Origin of the sequence: Hallella faecis (genome assembly GCF_018789675.1) — a bacterium.
Classification (GTDB): Bacteria; Bacteroidota; Bacteroidia; order Bacteroidales; family Bacteroidaceae; genus Prevotella; species Prevotella faecis.
Genome location: NZ_JAHKBE010000034.1, coordinates 14,660 through 34,682 on the forward strand (window position 1 = coordinate 14,660; position 20,023 = coordinate 34,682).

Consider the following 20,023-nt stretch of genomic DNA (forward strand, 5'->3'; position numbering starts at 1 on the left):
CCAACAGTTGCCACTTTCTTTTGCTGAATGGCCATTGATGGGTTGCAAGCAGCACAAGTGGTTTGCATTGAAAGAAACAGAATCAAGCCCAATGCCATTGCATTGACGAGTATAATCTTTGGGTTCACCATCGCATTCCCCTCCTATTCATTAAATCGAGAAACTCTATTTTTATCTCAAAGCAAATCGTTGAAGCTCAACCTGTTGCCACAACGCTACGCTTATATCTATCTTCATGTCTTTCGACATATAGCGTACTCACGTACTCCTCCCACTGATGGAAGCAGCAACAAAAGACGTCACACCAACTGCAGAAATAAGGTATGGCGAACCGGATAAGCCACAGTAAATATCTGCCTGCCTAACATTAGTCACGCATGAAGTTCCGCTCAACTTAGCGTTACTCTAAAATCAAACAAATCTCCATCTGACGTGGCAAAGATAAACATAAAACCTGAGAACATCACCCCCTTGAGGAGGTTTTTTTTCTCTATGATGGAGTTTTTTTTAACGCTCTTAGTTCAAACCCATTGATTCCACATTGGGATAGAGACGCACATCACGCACAACTGACCACTGAGGAATGGCGTAGAGCCGTTGCATACTCATAAAACAATGCCAGTCGGCACGGGGCATCACGCCCCGCTAACCCGACTGGCATTCTTCCTATTGGGGGAACATTCCACATTTGGAGTGATTTGAAGGGCGTATCACCCTAATAGCTCTGGCGTCTGACAGCTTTCACAACGAATAGTTAATTTAGCCTCAGACGGCGTAACAACGAATTTCCCTAATTTTCGAATTTTTCCAAATTGCGTTAGCTAAATTCGTTCAAATTGGTAATCGTAAAACGATTATATCAATTACCTCCCGTTGGTCGGTGGGGCTTCGCCGAGTCTCGTTAATTCGTTGTTCTTTCTGACGAAGGTTTAGCTCAGCGGCCGAAGGGGGAAGCCAAAGCGGCAGAGCCGAGCGGCCGCGTCTGAGCGTGAATCTCTCACCCCGAGAAGCTCATAGCTTCCATCTCAGGTCAACGCCCACCTGGATGGGGTTGGCGCGCTGGGCAAACCAAAGGTTGCTGCCCGTGGCGCCGCTGTTCACGGCAAACACCTGATGGCGGTTGTTGGTGAGGTTGCGCCCCCACAGGTCGACCTCCACACGCCCCATGTCGAAAGCCAGATGGGCGCCCACCACCGCATAGAAGCGTTGGCTCTTGGTGTTGGCCTCGTCCCAATAGGTCTTGCCCTGTCCGCTCACGTCGGCGCCCACCGTAACGCCATGCAGCCACGGGGAGGCCACGGGGAGGGTGTAATTGGCCGAGGCGGCCACGGTATGCTCGGGCACAAACGGCACGCGACGGCCCTCATAGTCGGTCACGGCCACGGCGCCTGCCGCCGACACGCTGTCCTTATACTCCTTAAACACGGCGCGTGTGTAGCCGTAGCTCGCGGTCCACGCCAAGCGGTCGGCCAAAGCGCTGCCACGAAGGGCCACCTCCACGCCGCAGCTGTTGCTCTTGCCCGCATTGGTCATGGTGCGGCCAAAGCCATACCGGCTGGCCATTACGGAGAGCTGCTGGTTGCGAATGCGCATGAAGAAGGCCGAGAGGTCGGCCTGCACGCTGCCGCCAAAGAGGTTGGCATGGGCGCCCACCTCGTAGTTCCAACTCGTTTCGGGCTTGTAGGCTATGCTATGGGCTATGCGGTCATAGTCGGCCTTGGTGTGGGGCACGTCGTAGTCGCCACGCTGCGAGCTGTTGGCCTCGAGCTCCACCTGCATAATGTCGGAGAACATCTGTATGTTGTAGCCGCCGGCGCGGTAGCCCTTGCTCACCACGGCATACACGTTGCTGCCCTCTTCGTCGAGGCGATAGGTCAGCCCCACCTTGGGCAGGAGCTTGCCCCACTGGTTGTGGCGCTCATCGCGGAGCGCCGAGCTGATGGTGGCGCCCATCTCGCGCCCCATCACGCTCACGAGCATCTGCATGGCGGCATGGGTGTCGTAGCTGATGGCCACCTTGCTCCAGTCGTAACGCAAGCCCACCGTGGCTGTCAGGCGCGGAGTGACCACGATGTTCGACTCATGAAACACCCCTAAGTTGTAGGTCGGGGTGTGGTAGCTGCCGGGCACGTCGCGCATGTCGGCGCTCACGCTCACGCCGCCCGCCCTTTCTATCGTGGCCTTGGCCATGGCGGTGGCGGCGTCGGCCGTCATGCCGTTGGCCATGAACCGCCCAGCCATGGAGCTCACCATGGCGTTATACATCGCCCCCTGCACGGTGTTGCCCAAGAACGTGTCCATGCCGGGGTCGAAATGCACCAGGCTTCCCGTTTTCAACCACGTGAACCCAGCGAAGGCGCCCAGCGTCCAGCGCCAGCGGTCGGCCACGGGGCGACGGCTCTTCAGGGCGATCTCCTGCGTCATGGCGTTCTGGAACTGCCGCTCCTCCATGCGCAGGAAGTCGGCGGGAAGGTAGTCGATGTCCATCAGCATGTAGTCTTTCACATATTGGTAGCTCGTGGTCGACGTCAGGTCGAAGGCGTTGGCCTTGAACCCCACGCTGAGCGAGGTGGTCAGCAGGTTGCGGCGGTAGTTGCTCTGCCGGTTGGTGTTGGGCGGGGCGGTGTGGCCGGCGTCGTCCAAGAGGCCGTAGGGAAAGGCGTTCTGCCGCACATATTGGTAATCGGCCACATAGCGCACGTCCCACCGCTCCGACGGCTGCCACACCAGCTTCAGGCGGCCGCCCGCCTCGTTGCTCCTGTCGGCGCGCTCGCCCGTCGTGGGGTTCTTGTAGAAGCCGTTCTGGCCGTCGTAGAAACCCTCCACCGAGTAGGCCCACTGGCTGTTCACCTTATGGTAGTGGGCCACCTCAGCGCTGCGCCTCAAATGGCTTCCCACGCCCACCTTGAGGTCCGTGCCCTGGTAGGCCATGGGGTCGCGGGTGTAGAGGCGCACCAGGCCGCCCTCGCTGTTCAGGCCGTAGAGCGTGGCCTGCGGACCGCGAAGCACGTCCACACGCAGAAGGTTGTAGAAGTGGTGGTTGAAGGCCGACTTGCTCATCAGCGGCACGCCATCCACATAGATGCCCACGGCGGGCGAACTGACGCGCGAGCCTATGCCGCGAACATACATCGATGAGGTGTAGCGCGAGCCGTAGACGGGCATCGTGAAGTTGGGAACGAAGGCCGACAGCTCGCGCAAGTCGCTGGCGCCCAAGGCCTCCACCTGCCGCCCCGAGAACATCGAGGAGCTAACGGGCTGCTGGCGCATGCGGTACTGCTCCTTGGGTTGGCTCACCACAATCATCTCGTCGAGATCGCGCACCAAGGATGTGTCGGCGGGGTTCGTAACGTCTGCCTCCGCCGTAGCCGAGGCGGCCAGGGCCAAGGCCAGCGCAGCCACGGCGCGATGCCTCAGGGGGAGGGTTGAAAAAGTTGTGTGTTGTTGCTCTCTATTTTTCATGCTGCAAAGGTACGGCTATTTCGCCTGTCGGGCAATCCTCATTTGTTAGGAATTAGCGGAGCGCAGCCTTTTGATGGGCAGCCGCCCCCTACCCTCCCTCCAACAACAACCATGGCAACCACCTTAATGTTAAATGTTAAATGTTAAATGTAAAAAAGTTGCCGCACGCAAAAACGCCGATTGCATCGCTGCAACCGGCGCTCACCTCATGAAAAACAGTAGCGTAAAACAAATCTACCAACAATCTAACAATCTAACCTAATATATGAAGAAAAACGATGCGTCTCAATGGATGCTCGCCTCTGCGCCTCTTCCGTGGCCTACACCCCCATGCAGCTCTGCGTGGTAAGCGAGGCTGCTATGGCGGTGATGATGGTCACGATGAGGTTGAGCAGAGTCTTCCACTTCTCCTTTTTCATGGCTCAGAATGGCTAAGGGTTAAGGGTTAGGGCTTGGTTAGGCCTTGGGGTCGGTAACAGTCTTCGTGTCGGTCACGAAGTTCTTGGGAGCCTCCTGAACGGTCACGCCCTCAAGCAGATTCATCACGAAGTTGCCCGCGCGGCGGTTCCTGTCGGTGACCTGTCCGTTGGGCACGAAGCGCTTGAAGGGCTGGTAGTTGACCCTGTAACCCTTGACGTTCTGCGCGCCGAAGTCGGCCGAGGTGTTGGCAGGCGCGGACTTGATGCCCACCTTGAAGGCTCCGATGCCCTCAATCTCCACTCGGTCAGAGTTGAGCAGGTGGCGGCGAAGCGCCACAGAGAGCTCGTTGAGCACGGCGAGCGTGTCGGCGTAGGTTGCGGTGGTGGAGTGGGCTATTTCCTCGGCCAGCTCCTTGGTGCTCACGTTGTTGAGCACAACGGCGCGGCCATACCACTTGCCGTAGTTCTTGTTGCCCTCGCGCTTCTCCTGTACTTTGCGATAACGTACACTCATAGTTTTGTCCTCCTGAATTTTTTAGTTAAACATATATCTTTTTACCTATAGGTCTGCTTTATGGTGGGCGCGTTGACGCTCGATAGCTCCGCGCCCCGTATGAGCTCGCCCGTGAAGTAGCCCGTTCGCCCGTTGCGCTCGGTTACGCCCGTTTGCTGAAACTTGCGCTCGGGCGTCATCACGACGCGCAGGCCGTAGATGTCGTCGGCCGACACGTCCTCGGCCCTGTCCTTGGCCCTCGAGCGGAAGCCCACGCGGAACGAGCCGAGGCCGTCCACGTGCACAATCTCAGAGTTGAGCAGGTGGCGGCGGATTACCTCGGCCAACGACCAGAGCACGGCCAGCATGTCCGCCCGCGTGACCGTCGACATGTGCGACACCTCCTCTGCCAGCTGCTCGCTCGTGATGGTGCCGATGGGCACCATCTTGGCGTACCATTTGCCCAAGTTGGGGCTGCTCAATATCCCTATGCGGGTGGCTCTGAATTTTATGCTCATGCGTTTTCGTAGTGTTTGATGTAACTGCCGCAAAGGTATAAAACTCGTTTTAATTATGCAAGAAATAATCTAAAAAAACGCCATTTTTCAACGTTAACGGAAGTTAACGGCTGCCCATCTTAGATAAGCAACACTTATTGACATATCGTTCAAGAGGGAAATCTAAGATGGGAGGAGCGCTTTGCGCTCGGTTTTTCACTTTTTCACTTTTTCACTTTTTCTCTTTAAGGTCGTTCCCACATCGGGAACCCTCCCCATCCCCATGGTCAGCTATATAATTATAATATAAATATTATTACCAAGTAATAATACTAAGTATTATATATATATTATAATTATATAGCTGATTTTAAGCACCTTTCGTTTCGTTGCGTTTTTCGTGTTTTTTGTTTCAATCTGTCACTTTTCGGCATTTTCGCCACATTTGCGGTTTTGGAGCTGTTGAGCGATGGTCGTGGGCTGACGCAACTGGCAGGAGGAGCCTCGGAGACCAGACGCGCCCTCGCGTGCGTGCGCCTGACAGAAAATAATACATCCTATAACACAATGCAAACGTATGTTAATGTAGATAAATAACTATTAAATCACTTGGAGCGTATTGGTTATATATATAATTTTGCAATGTTTTCAGAAATCCTAATGAAGAAGTGGTAAAAGTGAAAAAGTGAAAAAGTGAAAAAGTGAAAAGTTAAAGTTAGGAAATAGAAAAAACACAATGTTTATCATTTAATAGTACACCACACATGACAGGAATCTTTATTGTCAAGCAGTTGGGGACTGTGCAGAGCTTCGAGAGCCGCAAGAACCCCGGTCAGTCAGTAACATGCGCCGATGCGGTGCTCCGCGAGATGGGTTCGCCCGACTACGCCGACTCGTTCAAGGTGCGCCTCTTCGGCAAGAACGCCACCAATCCGCCCCATGTGGGCGAGGCCGTTTGCGCCAAGCTCCGCTTCCGCACCGAGGAGCACGACGGCAAGGCTTACATGGACTGCACCGCCGAGGAGCTAACGCCTGTGGCCACCATCTACTAACCTCAAAACCATTAACCTCATGAACTTCAACCTACACATCAGCGACGAGGACTATGTGCGCATAACCGCTGGCAGGAAGCGCGTGGCGGGATCGTTGCAACGGGTGGATGGCGACACCTTCATCTTCCACCCATGGCAAGAAACCGAGCGCAAGCGAAGCAAGGTGCTCCGCACCAAGCACGCAAGCTGCCGCATCTGCGACGACTCCATAGCCCTCTCGCTCCGCATCAAGCGCGCGCAAGCGCCCAACGCTTGCAACATCATCTTCGACGAGACCGACCAAGCGGTCGATTTCATTACAAGCAACACTTAACTACCCAAACATGAATGCAGATCATTTTAGAAAGGAAGTAGGCAGAGCCTACGATTTGTTCTTTGCCGCCCTCGACGACCACCTTGCCGCTTGCGACAACCGCCCGCCCTCGATATGTTACCCCGCCGCCATAAGCCGCGTTGAGAGCGTCATGGCGATGGCCCTTAGCGCAGAGAACTCGAACGAAGGAAGCACGACCGAGGAGCAAGTTGAAGCGGCCGCGGAAATTGCCAAGAAACTGGTGCCCGCCATTCTCGACATCATTATTAAAGCCGACAAGGGCTTGAGCCTTGGACAAATCATAGTGGCAATTAACTCAGCAAAGGACACGATTACGCTCCAGCTCGCTGAGCAATATTTCGCCAAGAGAAACAATCAGCAAGAGGACGCTGACACAACGAACCCTTAAACCGCAAATAACATGGAAGATAAAGAATTAGAAAAGGAAGTGGAAGAGCTCACCAACCTCTTCGCGCAAGCCATCGCCGGTGCGCTTAGCAAGCGCGGCAAGAAGACGGGCATTGCAAGCATATCGCTTGCGCTCGTGAACTTTGAAAACAAACTTTATGCGGAATAACCTTAAACAAATTTCACATGAACGAGAATGACATAACCGAAGCAAAAGAGCTCACCCAGGAGTTGCTCAGCGCAGCCTTGAAGGTCTTGGCGAAAAAGGAAAGACCCTTTAGCCTACCCCAACTGGTAGTGGCTATCAACGCCGTGAAGGGCGCTCTTGTCCACGAATATATAAAACTCTCACAACCGCAACACCATGTTTGATTTTACCGAAAACGCACGCAGACGGGCAACGCTCGTTTGCACGGCGGCCGACTTAGACCGCATCGTTGCCGACCCACAGGTGGCCGCCATCTGCGCCGACCTCCTCGACGCTGACGAGAAGCTGAAACGTGGCGAGTTCAGCAAGGATGAGTATGAAACCTACAAGCAGCAGCAGAAGATAAAGCTCCCTGCCCTGATGTTCCACTCTCACTTTGCCGACGGTCACCGCCACAACGCATCGGCAGAGCCGAGCGGCCTCTCCATCCTCGACATCGACCACATCAACGACCCACGGGGCATGTGGGCCAAATGGGCGCCGACGGCCAAGAAGCTCAACATAGCCCTCGCCCACGTTACCCCCTCAGGCCGTGGCCTCCGCATTGTGTTTGCCATACCCTCGGGGTTGGAGATTGCCCACGCCCAGCAGCGCATGGCGAAGCGGCTCGGCCTCCCCGTGTTCGACGATGTTTGCAAAGACCCCGCACGCTGCTCCTTCGCCGTACCAAAAGACTACGTGCTCTACCGCGACGACACCATCTTGTTTGACGAGACCCTTGCCGCCGCCTACCAAAAGAGCATTGGGTGGGCTGCGCCCGAAGCCAAGAAGGCCGCCAAGGCACCCACACGGCGTGCCGCTAAGAAACCCGAAACAAAAACCAACAAAAACGCAAATGATGTCACTATTTCTCATCCTGAGTCTGGGAGCGCTGGACCTGTTCCTGCTGAAAGTAATTTGGGACAATCTGCCCAACAACTATTGACCGAGGCCACGCCCGACGACCTATCGCTCTTCGCCGAGACGTGCAAGGAGGCGGGTCTCAAAGCCGATCACATTGACCGCTACGGCTCACGCCACAACAACCTCGTGGCGGTGCTCTCAACGGGTATCACACGGCTCATGCCCATCGGCACCATGCGCAAGGTGGTGGAGCATTTCATGCCCACCTTCTCGCAAGACCAAAATTGCCAGCAACTCATCAACGACTTCTACGACAAGTACACCGACCCCAACCGCCCCATGTCGCAACGCTTGGCGCGGCTCTACGCCCGCTCGCACAAGGCCGACATGGTGAACGAGGGCAAGGAGGTCGACATTGAGCAGGAGGAGGCCGAAGCGCAAGCCAAGGCCGAGGCGCAAGCCAAGCTCGAGGAAGAGCTGTTGGAGGTGGCACCTCGAGGCATCAAGGAAACGCTCAACGGCGTGCCGCAGAACATGCGCTTTCCTGTTGTTTGCGCCGTGCTGCCCCTTGCTGCCGCCTACGCCGATGCCGTTACCGTGCAGTATTGCGACGGTGGCAACCAACGGCTCGGGCTGATGAGCATCATCGTAGGTCCGCAAGCTTCGGGCAAGAGCGTGTGCAGTAAGCGTGTAGCCTTGTGGTTGCGACAAATGGAGGAGGACGACGACAAGCAGCGAGCCATCGAGGAGAAATGGAAGGAGGAGAAGAAAGGCCGCAAGGCAAACGAGAAAGCGCCCGAAGACCCGCACGTCATCATCCGCAATCCGCCCGTCACCATTTCGTGCTCCACGTTGTTGAAGCGATTGAAGAACGCGCACGGCCATTGCCTCTACTCGTTTGGCGAGGAATTGGACACACTCTTGAAAACCAATGGCGCGGGGTCGTGGTCGCAAAAGTTCGATGTGTACCGCTTGGCGTTCGATAACGGCAAGTGGGGTCAGGACTACAACTCCGACCAAGCCGAGAGCGGATTGGTGGAGGTAGCCTATAACATCACCATGCTGGGCACCTACGGCTCGTTGCGCAAATGTTTCAAGGGCGATAACGTCGAAAACGGCCTGTCGTCGAGAATGATTCTCGCCGAGATGCCCGACAACGCCTTCGCCGCCATGCCCAAAGTTTCGGAAATAGAGGCCGATTGCACCGACATCATTGAGCAGTCGGTAACACGCCTGAAAAGCGCATTGGGCTTCGTCGACACGCCACAGCTTCGCGCCACCATTGGCGACTGGGTGGAGAGCAAGCGTCTCGAGGCCATGGCCGATGGCGACCTCGTGAAGGACACCTACCGCAAGCGCGCCGCCGTGATTGGCTTCCGTGCGGGCGTGGTGGCCTCCATCCTCGAGGGCGGCGAGACCGAGAACGTGTGCCGCTTCGCTGCGCTCATCGCCAACTATGTGATTGACAAGCAAACCCATTTCTTCGGGGAAACATTCGAGGAGCAGATGAAGGTGGTCACCAATGAGCGGAAACTGTCTATCCCTGCAACTCTTTACGCTTCGCTGCCCGATGAGTTTGAGTTCTCTTCGATTGCCGCTCGCCGCAAAGGGTCATCCTACAAGTCTAATAGGCAGTTGCTTTGCAATTGGAAAAAGGCTGGGTGGATAGAGCGCATAGCGAAGAACACATATCGAAAGTTGGTTAGTTGAATTTTTCACTTTTTCACTTTTTCACTTTTTCACTTTAAGGTCGTTTACATTATGCAACTTACATTACAACGCTATTTCTTTAGCGACAATTATACCTTAGGTCGCCTCTATTCGGGCAACCACTTGATTTGCGAGACCCTCGAGCCGCCCTCTTCGCATCTCAACAAGCACAATCCCCTGCGGCTCATACGCAAGGCCAAGGCCGACGGCAAGCGTGCCATCCCCAAAGGCGTGTACGAGTTGGTTATGTCCTACTCACCACGGTTTGGCAAGCGTTACCCTCGCTTGCATGGCGTGCCGGGCTACGAGGGCATCCTCATCCACCCCGGCAACTACCCCGCCGATACCAAGGGCTGCATCCTCCCCGGCTGGAACCGTCACCCAGGCATGGTGAGCGGGTCTATCGCCGCAACCGCCGAGATTATCGGCATAGCCGAGCGAGCCGCCGCATGGGGCGAAAAACTCACCCTGAAGGTGGTGGAGGAACACTACGAGCGGAGCGAATATTTTGACGAGGTCGCTTAGCCGCCGCCCATAAGCACGCTTTCCCAAGCTTCACGCAGGGCTTTGGCCTTGATGAAGATATAAACAAAACAGATAGCTTGCTTATTGCAAAAAAAATGATTACCTTTGCACAAGCATAAATTTAAAAGGTCACTTTGATTCATTTCAAAGTGAAAAGGATTAATAGAATTAACGCTGCCAGCAGCGATGCCCGCAACGTTGAAAGACGCCGTCAGCAGAGAATGCTCACGGCGTTTTTGCTTTAATCTATAAAGAAATATTTGTCGTTACGTGTTCCCATGCAGGGGTAACTGAGCGGGGGAAGAAGCGTGTTGTGGCTTCTTGATGCGTTTGCCTATCGCATATCTGCCTCGACGAACGAGCTTGGATATTTTTATGGCCGCACCCCCGCAAGCGGGCCGTTACTCGTTCACCGCTCCGCAATGGGGGCATCGGCCTTTCTTCCGCAAGATGGCTCCGCAATTTCCACAGATGTATCGTGCCCGCGTGTGACGGAAATAGCGGCGTAGGGCTGCGAAGACGTATGCTGCGAGCAGGAGGTAGCCCACGTAATAGAGGGTGGTGACGCTGAACACGATGTAGCACACGGCGCAGACGGCTGCCAGGCCTCCCAGGTAGAGCGTGGCCTCGCCGAGGGGCAGGTGGTGGCGCACGTCGTCGACGGCTGCCAGCCCCACGATGAGCATGACCCACACGGACACGAGGAAGATGCCCAACGGGAACGGGACGGAAAAGGGGTTGAGCGTGGGGTGGTAATAGAAATGGACCCACATCTGCGGCGCGAAGGTCTGCAAGCTGGCGTAGAGCGTGGCGGACGAGGCCACGATGAGGCAGAGCAGCGTGGGGTAGAACGACTCGATGTCGTTGAAATGGACCAAGTGGGCCTGGTGCTTGCGGATGCTCCACAGCAGGTAGGAGGCCGCTATGATGGCGATGACAACGAGGAACACGATGACGTGGGTGTTGGAGAAGGCCGATATGAACTGGGAGATGGGGTCGTCGGGCATGACGCATGGCAGCATGCGCGTCTCTCGGGTCCACCCAAACTGGGAGTTGTCGTTGCCCAGCTGCACCCAAACGGAGTCGACCTTGTCGGTGGGCACCATGCGTATGTCGGCCACGACGAGGTGGTCGCCCTTGCGCACGGTGAACGAGTCGGTCTGCATGCCGCCCAGATACTCCTCGGGCATCTGCCGCAAGAGGGTGAGGCTGTCGGCCTTCACGATGAAGTTGTAGTTGTTGGTGTAATGGTGGGAGGAGAAGAACGACAACGAGTCGATCTGCCGCTCACTATATTGGTAAGCGGCATGGGGGCGGTAATGGGCCACGTAGCACGACGACAACAGCGACGTGAGCACGAGGGCGCTGACCAGGAACAGGAGGTGGAAGGGGTGTGTAAGAGTTCTTCTCATAAGCATTTTATAAGCCATAAACAGCCATCTGACAGGCTTTGCAATCGAACTCCAAACGGAAGCGGCGGCCATCGCCAAGGCGCAACGTGAGCGGTTCGCGCCACGTGGGCTGCTCGCCGCCTCGGCGCACGCAATGGCCCAAGGCGAAGCGGATGCAATGGCGGCACCGCATGAGCAGGGGCGCCTCCGCCCCACCCCCGCCCACCTCGAAGGCGGGGCGGATGTTGGTGAGGCCGTGGGCCTCATAGAACGAGCGCGCCATGGAGTTGGAGATGTTATAGAGATAGGGGTGCTGCTTGTACTCGGGTTGCCAAGCGCGCGCCACGGCCGGAGCCATGGGGGGAAGCTCCGTGAGCCTGCCGGCTTGCTCCACATGCTTGCGGATGAGCGCATCCAACGCCTCCACGCCCTCGCGGCGCAGGTCGGAAAGAAGGCTCGACGGGATGAAATGGCGGTCGGCATGGTTGAGGATCGACACGCCTTGGCATGTGTAAGGGGTTGCGCCCAACTTGGACAACTGCTTGACGATGTTGCCGGCCTGGGGCTTCTTGGCGGGCTGATGGCCGAACGCCACCGTGGCACGCGCCTCCTCATTGAGGAACGGCACGCGCAACGTGAGGGCGAACCCGTCGGCCGTAAGGTCCAACGAGAGGTGGACGCCCATCTTGCGACAGGCCGTAGGACCGGCGAGCGCCTTCTCGAACGCCACGTCGTTGTTGCGATAAAGGCCCACGCCCGCCTTCAGGCCTTGCGGCATCTTGAAGGGGTAGAGGCGGTTACCCACGGCGCGATTCACCCTGAACCCCTCGAGCGTGCGGCTGTCGGTGAGGAAGCAAAGGCCGTCGCCATTGGCAAACGAGGCCGTGCCGGCAACGTTGAACGATTGGCGGCGCACCTCCTTCACCGTGCCCACATATTCGCCCAAAGCCTTGGGCGTGTCGAAAGAGGCGATGTCGGGCCCTCGCCCATGGAGGAAATAATGGGTGAAGCCACGGTTGAACGTCTTGCGCAAAGAAGGCTCAAACTGGTAGGCAACGGTGCCAAACGACGCCCGGCGATAGGCGTCGGGGCGGCGCGCCACCAATTCGTCGAGGCGGCGGCTATAGGCCGAGACCACGTTCTTCACATAGTTGGCATCCTTCAGGCGGCCTTCTATCTTGAACGAAGAGGCGCCAGCGTCGGCCAATTCCTCCAAGTGGTCGATCTGGCAAAGGTCTTTCATCGAGAGCAGGTAACGGTCGTGCTCTATCAGCTGGCCGTCGGCGTCGAGCAAATCGAACTTCATCCTACAGAACTGGGCGCACTCGCCACGGTTGGCCGAGCGCTGGAAACAATGCTGCGAAGCGTAGCATACGCCCGAATAGCTCACGCAAAGGGCACCATGAACAAACACCTCCAGCTCCACGTTGGGCACCTCGCGATGGATGGCACCAATCTCCTCGACCGACAGCTCGCGGGCCAACACCACGCGGGTGAAGCCCAACTGGCGCAACCACCTCACCTTCTCGGCCGAGCGCGTGTCGCACTGGGTGGAGGCGTGAAGCTGGGGCACGTGGCCCACCTCGCCCAAGGCCACACGGCGCATGGCGAGCGTGGCCATATCCTGCACCAGCAAGGCGTCGACGCCCATGCGCGCAAGGTCGGTGATGAGTTGTTGGGTGGCTTGCAGCTCACGCTCAAAGACGATGGTGTTGACCGTAACAAACACCTTGGCGCCAAACTGATGGGCGTAATCGGTGAGGCGCTGGATGTCGGCAAGCGAATTGCCTGCGGCGGCACGCGCGCCAAACTTCTCGGCGCCGATATATACGGCGTCGGCGCCATGATCGATGGCGGCAAGGCCACACTCGAGGTCCTTGGCGGGCGCCAATAGTTCAAGGGTTCTCATTCGCAGCGTATATTACTGTATCTCGTTGATATTGTAGGGCGTTTCCTGGTAAACGTAATAGTTGATCCAGTTGCTGAAAAGCAGGTTGGCGTGGGCGCGCCACGTAACCAACGGGCCTTTCTGGGGATCGTTGTCGCGGTAATAGTTGCGGGGCATCTCCACATCGTCGCGCTTGCCAAAGTCGCGCCGATACTCCTTGTCGAGCGTGTCGGGGGCATACTCCAAATGGCCGGTGATGAAAAACTCACGGCCGTTGCGAGCCATGACCATACTGACGCCGCTCTCGGCCGACTCGGCCAAGATGGTAAGCTCGGGCACCTGCTCGAGGTCGGCGCGATGGATCTCCGTATGGCGGCTATGGGGCATCATAAACTCATCGTCGAAGCCCCGGAAGATGGGAAGGTGATCGACCAGCACACGCTGGTGGAACACGCCAAACATCTTCTTGGGAAGACGATGCTTGGGAACACCATAGAAATGATAAAGACTTGCCTGGGCCGCCCAACAGATATAGAGCGTAGAGGTGACATGCGTGCGGGCCCAATCGAAAATGCCCATGATCTCCTGCCAATACTCCACATCCTCAAAGTCCAACAACTCGATGGGGGCTCCCGTAACAATCATGCCATCCCACTTCTGCCGCTTCAAGATGTCGAAGTCCTTGTAGAACATCATCATGTGCTCAACGGGGGTGTTCTTGGGTGTGTGACTCTTGAGCTTCATGAAATTGATCTCTATCTGAAGGGGGGTGTTGGAAAGCAGACGGATCAAGTCGGTCTCGGTGGTAATCTTCAGCGGCATCAAGTTGAGCACAACAATCTTCAACGGACGAACCATCTGCGAGTGGGCGCGACTCTCGTCCATCACAAAGATGTTTTCCTTCTTGAGCAGTTCTATGGCTGGAAGCCTATCGGGTAATCTAAGTGGCATGAATGTTCCTTTCTCTTATAATCTGCACAAAGTTAGTAATAAAATGGCGAAAAACGATTAACTCTCCTTCGAAATCATACATAATTCGTCGTTCATCCTTCTACCCACAAGGGGCGGCGAGGGTTGTCGGCACATGCAAACGAGATAAAAAAGCATGAAACGGGAAACATTTTCGGGGAATTGTTCTTGCCATTCCGAACAATATTCGTAACTTTGCCGACGAAACATCAAGAGCAGTTGAATCTGCACCAACCGAGCACGACATGCCACGGTGGTCAAGATACGATGTGGAAGATTACGTTTAACTTCAAAAAAAGAATGTCATTATGAACCACTCACTTTACAACAAGTTTGCTGCACAGTTTGCAGCCGCCACACTCCCTTCGCTCGTCGAATCGTTTAACCGCCAGGTGCAAAGCCGGGGCTTCAACGCCGCACGCGCCGCGCACGACCAGGCGCTCTTGGCCGAATTGGAACGCCGAGGAATCGACCTGTCGGACGTGTCGGACGGCACAACCACCTCCTTCGCCCACCACGTAGGGTTGGAAAACAATAGGCTGGTGAGAGTCGACTAACCGTCGCTCGCTTTACATCATAGAAAAAACCGATGATATCGTCTGCTCTTGATATCATCGGTTTTTTATGTTTTTGCGTTATGGCATCAGGGGTTATGCCACAAACGATTCGTGTTTACCACAACTGCAAGCGCTCGCTCTCGGGGATAAACATCTTGTCGCCCTTCTTCACGCCAAACGCCTCATACCAAGCGTCGATGTGGGGCAGAGCGCCGTTCACACGCCACTCGCCGAGGGAGTGTGGGTCGCGCTTCACGCGGTTGCGAATTTCCTGCTCGGTGATGTTCTGACCCCACACGCCTGCATAGGCCAGGAAGAAACGCTGCGCGGGCGTAAAGCCGTCCTTGCTCTTCAAAGGCTTCTTGGCGGTGGCGTTCTTGAAGGCGTTGAACGAAACCATCAGGCCTCCGTGGTCGGCCAGGTTCTCACCCAGGGTGAACTTACCATTGCAATGGAGACCGGGCAACACCTCGATGGCGTTGAAGAACTCTGTGTAGAGGTTGGCGCGCTCCTCAAAGCCCTTGGCGTCGTGGGCCGTCCACCAGTCGTGGAGGTTGCCGTCGGCGTCGTACTGACGGCCCTGATCGTCGAATCCGTGGGTCATCTCATGACCAATCACCACACCGATGGCGCCATAGTTGAAGGCGGCGTCGGCCTTGGCGTCGAAGAAGGGACGCTGCAAGATTCCTGCCGGGAAGCATATCTCGTTGGTGGTGGGGTTATAGTAGGCGTTGACGGTCTGCGGCGTCATGTGCCACTCCTCGCGATCGACCGGCTTACCGGCTTTCTCGGCAATGTGCTTGTCGTGGGCGAAGAAACGGGCGGCCATAACATTCTCGTAGAAGCTCTTGCTGGGGTCGATGGTAAGCTTGCTGTAGTCGGTCCAACGGTTAGGATAGCCGATCTTCACATAGAATCGGTCGAGCTTCTTGTGGGCGTTGGCCTTGGTAGAGTCGCTCATCCAGGTCTGGGCGTCGATGCGCTGGCTCAGGCTGACCTGCAAGTTGTGAACCAACTCTTCCATCATCTTCTTCGACTGGGCGGGGAAATAGCGCTCGCAATACATCTTGCCAAGGGCCTCGCCCATGGCGCCCTGCACCTGATTGGTGGCGCGCTTCCACAGGGGATAGTCCTCCTTGCGGCCGCTCATGGTCTTTCCGAAGAAGTCGAAGTTGGCCTCACGCACGGCGTCGCTCAGGTAAGAGGCGCTTCCCTGGATGAGATCCCACTCCATGATGGCGCGAAGGTCGTCGGCGGTGAGCAGGGGCAGCAGCTTGTCGAGGCCGGCGAAGAAGGCGGGTTGGCCCACGATGAGCTCCTGGATATACTTCGTATCGATGCCCTCAGCCTGGGTGTAGGCCTTCAAGGGGATGTTGGGATAGGTCTCCTCAAACTGGGCCAGGGTCATCTTGTTGTAGTTGGCTTGCGGGTCGCGCAGCTCCACGTTGCTCTTCGACACCAGCGCAAGCTCGGTCTCGAAGCGGAACACCGACTGCATCTTGCGCTGGGCGTCGGCATGGTTGAAGCCGAACAACTCGAACATGTGCACGATGTGCTTCTTGAAGGCCTCACGAATGTCGCTTGTGGCCTTGTCGGGATTGACATACCAATCTTTCTGGCCAAGCGTGAGACCACCCTGACCCACCGAGAAGATGTTCATGGTTACGTTCTTGTCGTCGGCGCCAAAATAGCTTCCAAACGGCACGCCGAAGCCCATCTTGCCATACTTCAACTGCACCTGGCGCAAAGCCTCGAGGGTCTTGGCGGCCTCCATCTCGTCGAGCATGGGCTTGACGGGAGCGATGCCTTCTTGGTTGCGACGGGCCGAGTCCATGGCCATCTTGTAGAAATCGCTCAGCTTGCGCTCGTTGGTGCCTGCCTGGTATTTCTTCTTCGACAGGTCGGTCAGGATGGTGTTGATCTGCTTGTTCACATTCTCCTGAAGCATGTCGAAACTGCCATAACGGCTATAAGCGGCAGGCAGAGGATGGCTTTTCTGCCAGCCACCCGTGGCAAACTGGTAAAAGTCGGTGGCGGGGCTCACCGTCTTGTCGAGGTCAGCCAGCACGAGGCCCGACTTGTTCTGGGCCATGGCACCGCATGCGGGAGCGGCGGCAAACATGAGCACCGGAAGGATTTGTTTCATTTTCATGACTTATGATTTTTTTGATGGTTGTGTCTTATTGTCTTGCAATGCAGAGCATTAGGCGTTAGCCTGCAATTCCTCCAACTTCTCGGAGAGCTCCATCCAATGGTCGTTCTCCTTGTCCAAGGCCTCCTTGGTCGACGTGTACTCGGTAACCAGTTCCATGTTGGAGGCGTTCTCGGGCGTCATGAAGAGTTGGTCGAGCTCCTGGAGTCGCGCTTCCATCTTCGCTATTTTCTTCTCCGACTCCTCCACCTCACGACTGGCCTTGCGTATCTTCTTCTGCTGCTCCTTATGGTCTTGGTAGCTCTGCTTGCCACTTGGGGCCTCGATAGCGGTTGCCGGAGAGGCCGACGGGTCCGACGCCGACTGCGGTTGGCGCTGGTCGAGCGCCTCATGGATGGTGTCGGCATTGTGGGCCCTCAGGTAGTCGTAGATGCCACCAAGGTGCTCCACCACCTTGCCGCCGCCAAACTCATAGACCTTCGTCACCAAGCCATCGAGAAACTCGCGGTCGTGCGACACGATGATGGCCGTGCCATCGAAGGCCTTGATGGCTTCCTTCAGCACGTCTTTCGAGGGCATGTCGAGGTGGTTGGTGGGCTCATCGAGGATCAGCAGGTTGACGGGTTCGAGCAACAGGCGTATCATGGCCAAGCGCGAACGCTCACCACCCGAGAGCACTTTCACTTTCTTCTCTGAGGTCTCGCCGCCAAACATGAAGGCGCCCAACAGGTCGTTGATCTTCAAGCGCATATCGCCCGTGGCCACTTGGTCGATGGTGTCGTAGATGGTTATCTCCTCATCGAGCAACTGGGCTTGGTTCTGTGCGAAATATCCAATTTGCACGTTGTGGCCAATCTTCAGGGTTCCGGTATAGGAAATCTCGCCCATGATACACTTCACGAGGGTCGATTTTCCCTCACCGTTCTTTCCCACAAACGCCACTTTCTCGCCTCGCTTGATGGTCATGTCGACATGCGAGAACACGGTGTGGTCGCCATAGTCCTTGCGCACATTGTCGCAAATGACAGGATAATCGCCTGAGCGCAAACAGGGCGGAAACTTAAGGTGCATCACCTTGCGGTCGACCTCGTCGACCTCGATGGGCACAATCTTCTCCAACTGCTTGATGCGCTGCTGCACCTGAACGGCCTTGGTGGCCTGATAGCGGAAACGATCAATGAAGGCCTGGATGTCGGCGATCTCTTTTTGCTGGTTCTCGTAAGCGCGGAGCTGCTGCTCGCGACGCTCGTTGCGCAACACCACATACTGGTCATACTTCACCTTGTAGTCCTCAATGTGGCCACAGGTTATCTCGAGCGTGCGGTTGGTTACGTTGTTGATGAACGCGCGGTCGTGGCTAACGAGCACCACCGCACTATTGTTTTGAGAAAGGAAGGTTTCCAACCAGCGTATGCTCTCAATGTCGAGGTGGTTGGTGGGCTCGTCGAGGAGCAACACGTCGGGATGGCGCAACAAAATCTTGGCCAACTCGATACGCATGCGCCAACCGCCAGAAAACTCGCGGGTGGGGCGATCAAAGTCGGTGCGCTCAAAGCCCAAGCCGGTGAGCGTGCGCTCCATCTCGGCTTCGTAGTTTTCGCCACCCATCATCATGAAGCGGTCGTGCTCCAAGGTAAAGCGATCCACAAGAGCCATGTAGTCGGGGCTCTCATAGTCGGTGCGGTCGGCCATCTCCTGCTGCAACCGGTCGAGCCGACCTTTCATCTTCACGTGGTCGGAAAACGCCTTGCGCGTCTCCTCGCGAACGGTGGTGTCGTCGGAGAGCTTCATCACCTGAGGCAAATAGCCTATGGTGGTGTCATTGGGGATGGCAACCACACCCGAGGTGGGTTGCTGCAAGCCACTAAGAATTTTGAGCAAGGTCGACTTGCCCGCACCATTCTTGCCTACCAAGGCAATGCGGTCATGGTCGTTGACCACAAAACTAACATTGTGGAAGAGTGGACGAACGCCAAACTCTACCTTAAGGTTTTCTACAGAAATCATCTTTCCCAACTACAATTTGATATGCAAAGTTACAAAAAATAGTTCATACGAACAGTTGCACGCTTCTTTTTTGTTACCTTTGCGCCAACAACAATCATCACAAACCATGAAAAAAACAATTCTACTATTGGCCGCGCTCATCACAACGGCAATCGGCGCAATGGCACAAAACGACCCGCTTGCTGGCAAACGCATCGGGGTTATCGGCGACAGCTATGTGAAAAACCACCAAAACCCCGTGGAATACGCTTGGCATAGCAAGCTGGCCAAGAAGCACGGCATGAAATACTATAACTACGGACGCAACGGAAGTTGTGTGTCGATCGACATGAAGACATGGGGACCGGCGGTCGTAAACCGCTATCAGCAGATGAACGACTCGCTGGATGTGGTGGTAGTGATCGCTGGCCACAACGATGCGGCACGCCTTGCCAACGCCGTGACCGACTCAACGACCACGCTCAACAACTATCGGGAGCAATGCACCAAGCTATGCAAGGGACTCATCGAGAAATACCCTCGGGCCTACATCTATTGGTTTACGCCATGGGCAAACGACAACCCCAACTTCAAGGTTATCGTGGATGCCACCAAGGATATTTGCGGAAGCATGGGCATTCCGGTGTTCGACGCCTACCAAAACAGCAATATCTTTGCGCGTAGCGACCAGTTCCGGCAAATCTATTTCCAAGGGGGAAAGCGCGACCATGCACACCTAAACAACAAGGGACACGACCGTTTCCTTCCCATCGCCGAGCATTTCATCCTTCAGTATCTGCAATAAACGGAACATACGGCAGACGAAAAAAACATCGCAAAGAAACAACGTCATATCACACGAAACGGTGACCACCAAATAGAGTGCTCACCGTTTCGCGTTTATAGGAGCAGGAATTTCAAGAAACGAGACAAGAATTCCACCCTCTGTTTTCACATGTACAAAGTTACGTATTACATTCCATTGCCACTTACGAAGAAAACTTACCCCGAGAAACGACTAAATCCTGCCCTAAGTTTCCTTCAAAACCGAGGGCGAAGAACAGCCTTCCCCCTAAACGCTACTAAAGGCAAATGGGGCGCACCCGACAAACCCTGTGGAGTGCTGTGCAGATGCTAACCCAAAAACTAT

Annotated in this window: 18 protein-coding genes and 1 riboswitch; of the genes, 9 read left to right on the plus strand and 9 right to left on the minus strand. The window is 55.9% G+C overall.

The features are described from left to right. Nucleotides 1-1,011: 1,011 nt before the first annotated feature. The 4 genes from KM934_RS08620 to KM934_RS08635 form a co-directional block, all read right to left on the minus strand. Nucleotides 1,012-3,462, minus strand: a complete 2,451-nt coding sequence (locus KM934_RS08620; RefSeq protein ID WP_215760213.1) for a TonB-dependent receptor — start codon at nucleotides 3,460-3,462, stop codon at nucleotides 1,012-1,014. A 320-nt stretch (nucleotides 3,463-3,782) separates the two neighbouring features. Beyond that, nucleotides 3,783-3,881, minus strand: a complete 99-nt coding sequence (locus KM934_RS08625) for a smalltalk protein (RefSeq protein ID WP_215760214.1) — start codon at nucleotides 3,879-3,881, stop codon at nucleotides 3,783-3,785. Nucleotides 3,882-3,918: 37 nt separating this feature from the next. Beyond that, on the minus strand, nucleotides 3,919-4,395 hold the full coding sequence (locus KM934_RS08630; protein WP_215760215.1) for an HU family DNA-binding protein: 477 nt from the start codon (nucleotides 4,393-4,395) through the stop codon (nucleotides 3,919-3,921). Between the two features lie 41 nt (nucleotides 4,396-4,436). Then, nucleotides 4,437-4,892, minus strand: a complete 456-nt coding sequence (locus tag KM934_RS08635; RefSeq protein WP_215760216.1) for an HU family DNA-binding protein — start codon at nucleotides 4,890-4,892, stop codon at nucleotides 4,437-4,439. A 743-nt stretch (nucleotides 4,893-5,635) separates the two neighbouring features. On the opposite strand from KM934_RS08635, the gene KM934_RS08640 reads away from it, so the two are divergent. The 7 genes from KM934_RS08640 to KM934_RS08670 are packed head-to-tail and all read left to right on the plus strand — an operon-like array spanning nucleotide 5,636 to nucleotide 9,930. Continuing rightward, the gene (locus KM934_RS08640) at nucleotides 5,636-5,923 is read left to right on the plus strand and encodes a hypothetical protein (RefSeq protein ID WP_215760217.1); all 288 of its coding nucleotides are present in this window, start codon (nucleotides 5,636-5,638) and stop codon (nucleotides 5,921-5,923) included. A 19-nt stretch (nucleotides 5,924-5,942) separates the two neighbouring features. After that, nucleotides 5,943-6,236 (plus strand): hypothetical protein, encoded by a 294-nt coding sequence (locus KM934_RS08645; RefSeq protein WP_215760218.1) that lies wholly within the window; start codon nucleotides 5,943-5,945, stop codon nucleotides 6,234-6,236. A 10-nt stretch (nucleotides 6,237-6,246) separates the two neighbouring features. After that, complete coding sequence (locus KM934_RS08650) at nucleotides 6,247-6,645, plus strand: hypothetical protein (protein WP_215760219.1); 399 nt, start codon at nucleotides 6,247-6,249, stop codon at nucleotides 6,643-6,645. A gap of 12 nt (nucleotides 6,646-6,657) precedes the next feature. Then, entirely contained in the window at nucleotides 6,658-6,813 is a 156-nt protein-coding gene (locus tag KM934_RS08655) for a hypothetical protein (RefSeq protein WP_215760220.1), read from the plus strand. Between the two features lie 17 nt (nucleotides 6,814-6,830). After that, nucleotides 6,831-7,016, plus strand: coding sequence for a hypothetical protein (locus tag KM934_RS08660; RefSeq protein WP_215760221.1), 186 nt, complete (start codon nucleotides 6,831-6,833; stop codon nucleotides 7,014-7,016). After that, the gene (locus KM934_RS08665; protein ID WP_252344952.1) at nucleotides 7,009-9,405 is read left to right on the plus strand and encodes a BT4734/BF3469 family protein; all 2,397 of its coding nucleotides are present in this window, start codon (nucleotides 7,009-7,011) and stop codon (nucleotides 9,403-9,405) included. Before KM934_RS08660 ends, KM934_RS08665 begins: the two co-directional genes overlap by 8 nt. A gap of 51 nt (nucleotides 9,406-9,456) precedes the next feature. Further along, nucleotides 9,457-9,930 (plus strand): DUF5675 family protein, encoded by a 474-nt coding sequence (locus KM934_RS08670; protein ID WP_215760222.1) that lies wholly within the window; start codon nucleotides 9,457-9,459, stop codon nucleotides 9,928-9,930. A gap of 401 nt (nucleotides 9,931-10,331) precedes the next feature. On the opposite strand, the gene KM934_RS08675 is transcribed toward KM934_RS08670, so the two are convergent. The 3 genes from KM934_RS08675 to metA are packed head-to-tail and all read right to left on the minus strand — an operon-like array spanning nucleotide 10,332 to nucleotide 14,160. Continuing rightward, entirely contained in the window at nucleotides 10,332-11,348 is a 1,017-nt protein-coding gene (locus tag KM934_RS08675; RefSeq protein WP_215760223.1) for a zinc ribbon domain-containing protein, read from the minus strand. A gap of 1 nt (nucleotide 11,349) precedes the next feature. Then, a complete protein-coding gene (locus KM934_RS08680) occupies nucleotides 11,350-13,230 on the minus strand; it encodes a peptidase U32 family protein (RefSeq protein WP_215760224.1) in 1,881 nt (626 codons plus the stop codon). A gap of 12 nt (nucleotides 13,231-13,242) precedes the next feature. Beyond that, the gene (gene metA / locus KM934_RS08685; protein ID WP_215760225.1) at nucleotides 13,243-14,160 is read right to left on the minus strand and encodes a homoserine O-acetyltransferase MetA; all 918 of its coding nucleotides are present in this window, start codon (nucleotides 14,158-14,160) and stop codon (nucleotides 13,243-13,245) included. A gap of 219 nt (nucleotides 14,161-14,379) precedes the next feature. Next, nucleotides 14,380-14,485, plus strand: a riboswitch (SAM-I-IV-variant riboswitch). 1 nt (nucleotide 14,486) lies between these two features. Between metA and KM934_RS08690 the strand changes: the two genes are divergently transcribed. After that, nucleotides 14,487-14,735 carry a hypothetical protein gene (locus KM934_RS08690; protein ID WP_215760226.1) on the plus strand — a complete coding sequence of 83 codons (249 nt, stop codon included), beginning with the start codon at nucleotides 14,487-14,489 and terminating at the stop codon, nucleotides 14,733-14,735. A 115-nt stretch (nucleotides 14,736-14,850) separates the two neighbouring features. Here the strand turns inward: KM934_RS08690 and KM934_RS08695 are convergent, their stop codons facing one another. Then, nucleotides 14,851-16,887, minus strand: a complete 2,037-nt coding sequence (locus KM934_RS08695; protein ID WP_215760227.1) for a M13 family metallopeptidase — start codon at nucleotides 16,885-16,887, stop codon at nucleotides 14,851-14,853. 51 nt (nucleotides 16,888-16,938) lie between these two features. Further along, a complete protein-coding gene (locus KM934_RS08700) occupies nucleotides 16,939-18,894 on the minus strand; it encodes an ABC-F family ATP-binding cassette domain-containing protein (RefSeq protein WP_215760228.1) in 1,956 nt (651 codons plus the stop codon). Nucleotides 18,895-19,000: 106 nt separating this feature from the next. On the opposite strand from KM934_RS08700, the gene KM934_RS08705 reads away from it, so the two are divergent. Then, nucleotides 19,001-19,678: an SGNH/GDSL hydrolase family protein gene (locus tag KM934_RS08705; RefSeq protein WP_215760229.1), complete on the plus strand. Its 678-nt coding sequence runs from the start codon at nucleotides 19,001-19,003 to the stop codon at nucleotides 19,676-19,678. The last annotated feature ends 345 nt before the right edge of the window (nucleotides 19,679-20,023 follow it).